6 protein-coding genes are annotated in these 5,229 nt (G+C 77.1%); 4 read left to right on the top strand and 2 right to left on the bottom strand.

From position 1 onward, the window contains the following. Both ABZ885_RS34940 and ABZ885_RS34935 read right to left on the bottom strand, forming a co-directional pair. On the bottom strand, positions 1-940 hold a 940-nt coding region (locus ABZ885_RS34940; protein WP_360197931.1), incomplete at its 3' end, for a HAMP domain-containing protein. Further along, positions 937-1,650: a response regulator transcription factor gene (locus ABZ885_RS34935; protein WP_360197929.1), complete on the bottom strand. Its 714-nt coding sequence runs from the start codon at positions 1,648-1,650 to the stop codon at positions 937-939. The genes ABZ885_RS34935 and ABZ885_RS34940, both read right to left, overlap by 4 nt. A 36-nt stretch (positions 1,651-1,686) precedes the next feature. On the opposite strand from ABZ885_RS34935, the gene ABZ885_RS34930 reads away from it, so the two are divergent. The 4 genes from ABZ885_RS34930 (at position 1,687) to ABZ885_RS34915 (ending at position 5,121) form a co-directional block, all read left to right on the top strand. Beyond that, positions 1,687-2,322 (top strand): hypothetical protein, encoded by a 636-nt coding sequence (locus tag ABZ885_RS34930; RefSeq protein WP_360197926.1) that lies wholly within the window; start codon positions 1,687-1,689, stop codon positions 2,320-2,322. Between the two features lie 397 nt (positions 2,323-2,719). After that, the gene (locus ABZ885_RS34925; RefSeq protein ID WP_360197923.1) at positions 2,720-3,610 is read left to right on the top strand and encodes a CAP domain-containing protein; all 891 of its coding nucleotides are present in this window, start codon (positions 2,720-2,722) and stop codon (positions 3,608-3,610) included. Positions 3,611-3,736: 126 nt separating this feature from the next. Further along, positions 3,737-4,483: a thioredoxin family protein gene (locus tag ABZ885_RS34920; RefSeq protein WP_360197921.1), complete on the top strand. Its 747-nt coding sequence runs from the start codon at positions 3,737-3,739 to the stop codon at positions 4,481-4,483. Next, positions 4,480-5,121: a hypothetical protein gene (locus tag ABZ885_RS34915; RefSeq protein WP_360197918.1), complete on the top strand. Its 642-nt coding sequence runs from the start codon at positions 4,480-4,482 to the stop codon at positions 5,119-5,121. The genes ABZ885_RS34920 and ABZ885_RS34915 overlap by 4 nt, the downstream gene beginning before the upstream one ends. Positions 5,122-5,229 lie beyond the last annotated feature (108 nt).

The raw sequence follows: 5,229 nt of genomic DNA, 5'->3' as shown, positions 1-5,229 counted from the left end.
GGAGGCCGCGAGGTAGGCCCCGCTGCCGGCCGCGATCAGGAAGATCCAGCCGTGGCGCCGCGGGGGTGTCCTCGGCGGCGGCGAGCGCACGGCCCATCGGCCCGGTGGCCAGGGGGGTGCGGGCGGCGGCGATGATCGAGTTGAGTTCCTCCTCCAGCTGCGCCACGGCCGTGCCGATCCGGCGGGTGTCCGGGCCGGGGGCCATCCGGTCGGTGGCCAGGTGGAGGGCGGTCAGCGGGGTGCGCAGCCGGTGCGACAGGTCGGCGACCAGTTCGCGTTCGGCGGCCAGCAGGTCGACCATGCGGTCGGCCATGGCGTTGAAGGCCTGCCCGGCGTCCCGCAGCTCCCGGGGGCCGCCGGGCTCCACCCGGATCTCCAGGTCGCCGGCGCCGAGGGCGTGCGAGGCCCGGGAGAGGGTCCTGGAGGAGCGCACCACCTGGGCTCCGAGCCGGTCGGCGACCAGCACCGAGCCGGCGATCAGGCCGACGGCCAGCAGGGACATCACCGCCCAGGAGGCGCTCACCCCGCGGGTGAGGTCGGCGTCGGGGACGAACTCCTCGACCACGGCCGTCCCGTCCTGGCCGAGCACCACGGGCTGGAGGTAGAGCCAGCCGCCGGGGACGTCCTGGGCGATCGACTCGCCCTCGTCCATCGCCCGGCGCAGCAGTCCGGCGGGGGCGTGTCCGGCCCCCAGGTGCCGGCCGTCGGGCAGGTGGACGCCCAGCCCGTCGCCCGGGTCCAGGCCGGAGACGGCCTGCTGGAGGTCGGCGGTGCCGGTGGTGAGGGCCAGCACGGGTGCCAGGGCGGCGGCCCGCTGCTCGGCGGCGGTGGTGCTCTGCTTGCGGGCCTGGTCGGCCACCAGCACGCCGAGGGGGATCAGGAACGCCAGGGCCACCATCGAGGTGACGGCCAGGGCCACCCCGGCCAGCGACCGTCTCACCGGGGCGTCACCATCTTGATCCCGACCCCGCGCACCGTCCTCAGGTACCTGGGGAGCGAACCGCGCTCGCCGAGCTTGCGCCGCAGCGCCGAGAGGTGGACGTCGATGGTCTGGTCGTCCACGTACGGCTCGCGCCAGACCTCGGCGAGCAGCTGGCGCTTGGGCACCACCTGGTCGACGTGCCGGGCCAGGTAGGCGAGCAGGTCGAACTCGCGGCGGGTCAGTTTCAGCTCGGCCCCGTCGAGGTGGGCCGAGCGGCCGCGCGGGTCGATGACCAGCCCGCCCACCGCGAGGAGCCCGCCCGGGCCGGCCTCCGGGCCGGGCGCGGCGGCCGGCGGGTGGTGGGCGGCCGCGGAGCGCCGCAGCACCGCGTTGAGCCGGGCCACCAGCTGCCCGCCGGAGAACGGCTTGACCAGGTAGTCGTCGGCGCCGGCGTCCAGCAGCTTGATGATCTCCGCCTCGTCGTCGCGGGCGGTGGCGACCAGGACCGGCACCTGGGAGATGCCGCGGATCATGCGCAGCGCGTCCGCGCCGTCCAGGTCCGGCAGCCCGAGGTCGAGCACCACGGCGTCCAGCGGCGCCCGGGTGACCTCGCGCAGCGCGCCGAACCCGTCGGCCGCGCTGCGCACCAGGTGTCCGTGCTCGCCGAGCACCTCGATCAGCGAGGCGCGTATCTCGGGTTCGTCTTCGACGACAAGGACGCTCGGCATGGGGGACACCGTAGCGGATCGTGGATGATGGGCCGCGTGCACCGCCTCGCTCGCTACCTGCTGGTTTGGATCTGCTGTACGGCCTTCGCCGTGACGGCCGTGTTCTTCGCGGTCGGCTTCGTCGTGGACTCCACCGCGGAGGTCCCGCCGACGGTCCGGACGACGGCGAACGGCATCGGGACGGCGGACTCGGCGGTGGCGGAGAGCCCGTCCGCGGCGCCCGTCCCGTCCGGCGGCTCGCCGTCCGCGGCGCCGTCCACCACGCCCTCCGCCGCTCCCCCGGGCGGCTCGCCGTCCGCCGGAGGCGGCCCCTCGGCGACGAGGACCCGGGTGCCGGCCACGCCCGGCACGACCTCGCCCGGTACGACCGTGCCCGGCCCGACGCCCGGTACGACCGCGCCCACGCCGCAGGGCGGCGACCGGGCCGGCTCCTGCCCCGGCGGACCGGGCGTGTACACCGTCAAGTCCGAGGGCGGGCAGGTGACGGTCCGGTACGGCGCCACCGCCGTCTGCCTGGTCTCCGCGCTGCCGGCGTCCGGCTTCACCACCCAGACCTCCCAGGGCTCCGCGCAGACCCTGGTGGTCACCTTCTCCAGCTCCCACCACCGCTCCCAGATCACCTCCACGGTGCAGCCGCGCGCCCAGTCCTCGGTCCGCGAGACGGATCTCTGAGCGGAACTGCGAGACAGGCCCGCGAGACGGACCGGCGAGAGAGACCGATCCCCGAGCCACCCCGCCGGCCTCCCGGCCGGGCCGGGACGGCCTCTCCGTACGGGTCCGGACGCAGGTCGGGCAGGGTTTCGAGGGCCGTTCCCGAAGCGCAGACTGCGGGCTTCCTTAGCCGTTCCTGAAGATCGGCCGCAACGGCGTGACAGGCGGTCCGGGCGGCCTATGCTCGCTGTCGCAGAGAGCTTCTGACGGCCCGCCGGACCGGCGGCGCGACAGGGCTCCCCGCGCACCCCGGACTCGCGGACCGGGGTGCGCCGACCCACCGTCTCCCGACGCCCGGCCCCACGGCCGGGCCGCCCACCGGGACGCGGCACCCCTCACCCGATCCCGAGGTACCACCATGTCCATCGACCCCCGCGCACCCCGGCCCCAGCGCCGCGCCGCCGCTCACCGTGCCGCCCGGCGGGCACCCCGGCTGCCCCGGGCGGCCGTCGCCGGAGCGCTGCTGCTCGCCGTCGGCGGCACCGTGGCCGCCGTCGCCGCGCTCCCCGCCCCGGCCGGCGGCACGGCACCCGGCGCGGCCGCCGCAGTGGCCGACACCGTGTCACCCGTCGCCATCGCCACCGTCGGTGGTTCCGCGACGGCCGTCCCGACCGGTCCGGCCGCGCCCGCCACCGAGCCCGCCGGCGCGAGCCCCCAGCCCGCCTCCCCCTCGGCGGCGACGCCCACCGGCATCCGCACCGGCGACCCCGGCACCCCGGCCGCGGCCCCCGCCACCCGGACGTCCGCCGCAGCCCCCGCCGCCCCGACCGGCAGTACGGCCCCCGCCGCGCGGAGCGGCGGCGTTGCGGCGGGCGCGCCGAGCGGCGAGGACGAGGTCCAGCAGGTCCTCGCCCTGATCAACGACGCCCGGGCCGCCCAGGGCCTCCCGCCGTACACCCTGACGACCGGACTCACCGCGGCCGCCGCCGGGCACAACGAGGTGATGAGCGGCGGCTGCGGCCTCGCCCACCAGTGCCCCGGCGAACCCGCCGTCGGCCAGCGGGAGAGCGCCCAGGGCGTCCACTGGGGCGCCGCCGGCGAGAACATCGGCCGCGGCGGACCGGTCTCCACCGCCACCGCCGACATCGCCGCCCAGGCCGTCCGCCTGACGCAGAGCATGCTCGACGAGAAGCCGCCCGAGGACGGCCACCGCCGCAACCTGCTCAGCCGGAGCTTCACCCACGTCGGCATATCCGTGTACCGCGACCCCGCCAGCACGGTCTGGCTCACCCAGGACTTCTCCGACTGATCCGGCCACCGCCGGACGCCACCGCGCCGGGGGCCGGGCCGTCCGCCCGCGCCACCACCCACGCGCGCCCCCTTCCGAACACGCACCCCCTCCTGAACACGATCCTCTCCGACCCGAGGAACTCCCTTGCGCCGTCAAGCCCTTGCCCTCACCCTCGCCACCGCCGCCGCCACCCTCGCCGCCTGCGGCCCGACCGGCTCCGGAGCCGACGCCGCCCCGGCGGCCGCCAAGCCCGCGGCCGCCACCGTCGCGGCCCCGGACACCGCCGCGCTGCCCGAGCCGATCAACGTCGTCACCGCCCCGCCGGAGACCGGGACCCCCACCGAGCCGGCCGCGGCTCCCAGCACCTCCGCCCCCGCGACCCCGACGCCGACCGCCTCCACCGCCCGGCCGTCGGCCACCGCGTCCGCCTCCGCGGCCGCCGCCGGCAAGGCCACGGCTGCCGCCACCACCCCGGCCAAGCCCGCCGCCGGCGGTGGCGGCCCGATCGCCATCGGCTACAACGCCGCCGCCGACTCGCCCGCCGCCGTGGACGCCGCCATCCGGCAGGCCAAGTCCGACGGCAGGAACGTCCTGCTCGACTTCGGCGCCACCTGGTGCGGCAACTGCAAGGCCCTCGACAAGACCCTCGGCGACAGCCAGGTGCAGAGCGTCCTCAACGCCTCCTACCACCTGGTCCAGGTCGACATCGGCGGCCACAGCACCACCAACTTCAACCTCCTCAAGAAGTACGACTCCCAGGGCAGTTACAAGATGCCCGTACTGATCGTGGTCACCCCCGACGGCGCCGTCCGCACCGACACCAACACCGCCGGCCTGCCCTCCCTCAACACCGGCGGCTTCACCTCCTTCCTCAAGAAGTGGGCCCCGTGAGCCCCCGCCGCCCTGCCGCGGCCCTGGTCGCCGCCCTGCTCGCCCTCCCCGTCGCCGGCTGCTCCGCCGGCGCCGCCGGGAGCGGCACCACCGGCACCACCGGCACCACCGGCGGCAGCGCCGGCAGCGAGCGGACGACGGCCGCCGCCACCCTCCTCGGCCGTTTCGAGGACAGCGGCGTCACCGTCACCGTCGCCCTCCGCGACTGGCACGACGGCGCCGGCACCCTCGAACTCTCCTTCACCCCCGTGGAAACCGGCTTCCACCTCTACGCCACCGACCTCCCCCCGGACGGCGTGGACGGCGTCGGCCGGCCCACCACGGCCCGTACCGACGGCGCCCTCGGCACCACCGCCCCGCTCGCCGTCACCGCCCCCGTCCGCCGGCTCGCCCTGGAGGGCGTCACCGGAACGGTTCCCGTCTACCCCGACGGGCCCGTCACCGCCGGCCTCCCGGTCCGCGCCGCCGGCACCGGGCCGGCCACCCTCCACCTCGGCTACGCCGCCTGCAGCGAGACCAAGGGCTGCCTGCTACCCGTCGCCGACCACCCCGTCCCACTGACCATCACCCCCGCCGGGCCCACCGCCGGGCCCACCCCGGCCCCGACCGGCTCCGCCCCGACCGCCACCCCGAGGTGAACCCCGTGCCTCCCCGCCCCCGGGCCGCCCTCGCCACGGCCGCCCTGCTCGCCGCGGCGCTGCTGCCCGCCACCGGCTGCGCCGCCGCCGACGCCCTCCAGCAGGGCT

Source organism: Kitasatospora sp. NPDC047058, from assembly GCF_040643935.1.
Taxonomy (GTDB): Bacteria; Actinomycetota; Actinomycetes; order Streptomycetales; family Streptomycetaceae; genus Kitasatospora.
The sequence above is the reverse complement of the archived record's forward strand: the minus strand, read 5'-3'. Positions and strand labels throughout refer to the sequence as shown.

Coding starts and splice junctions, on each gene's coding strand:
- ABZ885_RS34935 (WP_360197929.1), bottom strand. CDS start 1,650: ATGCCGAGCGTCCTTGTCGTCGAAGACGAACCCGAGATACGCGCCTCG.
- ABZ885_RS34925 (WP_360197923.1), top strand. CDS start 2,720: ATGTCCATCGACCCCCGCGCACCCCGGCCCCAGCGCCGCGCCGCCGCT.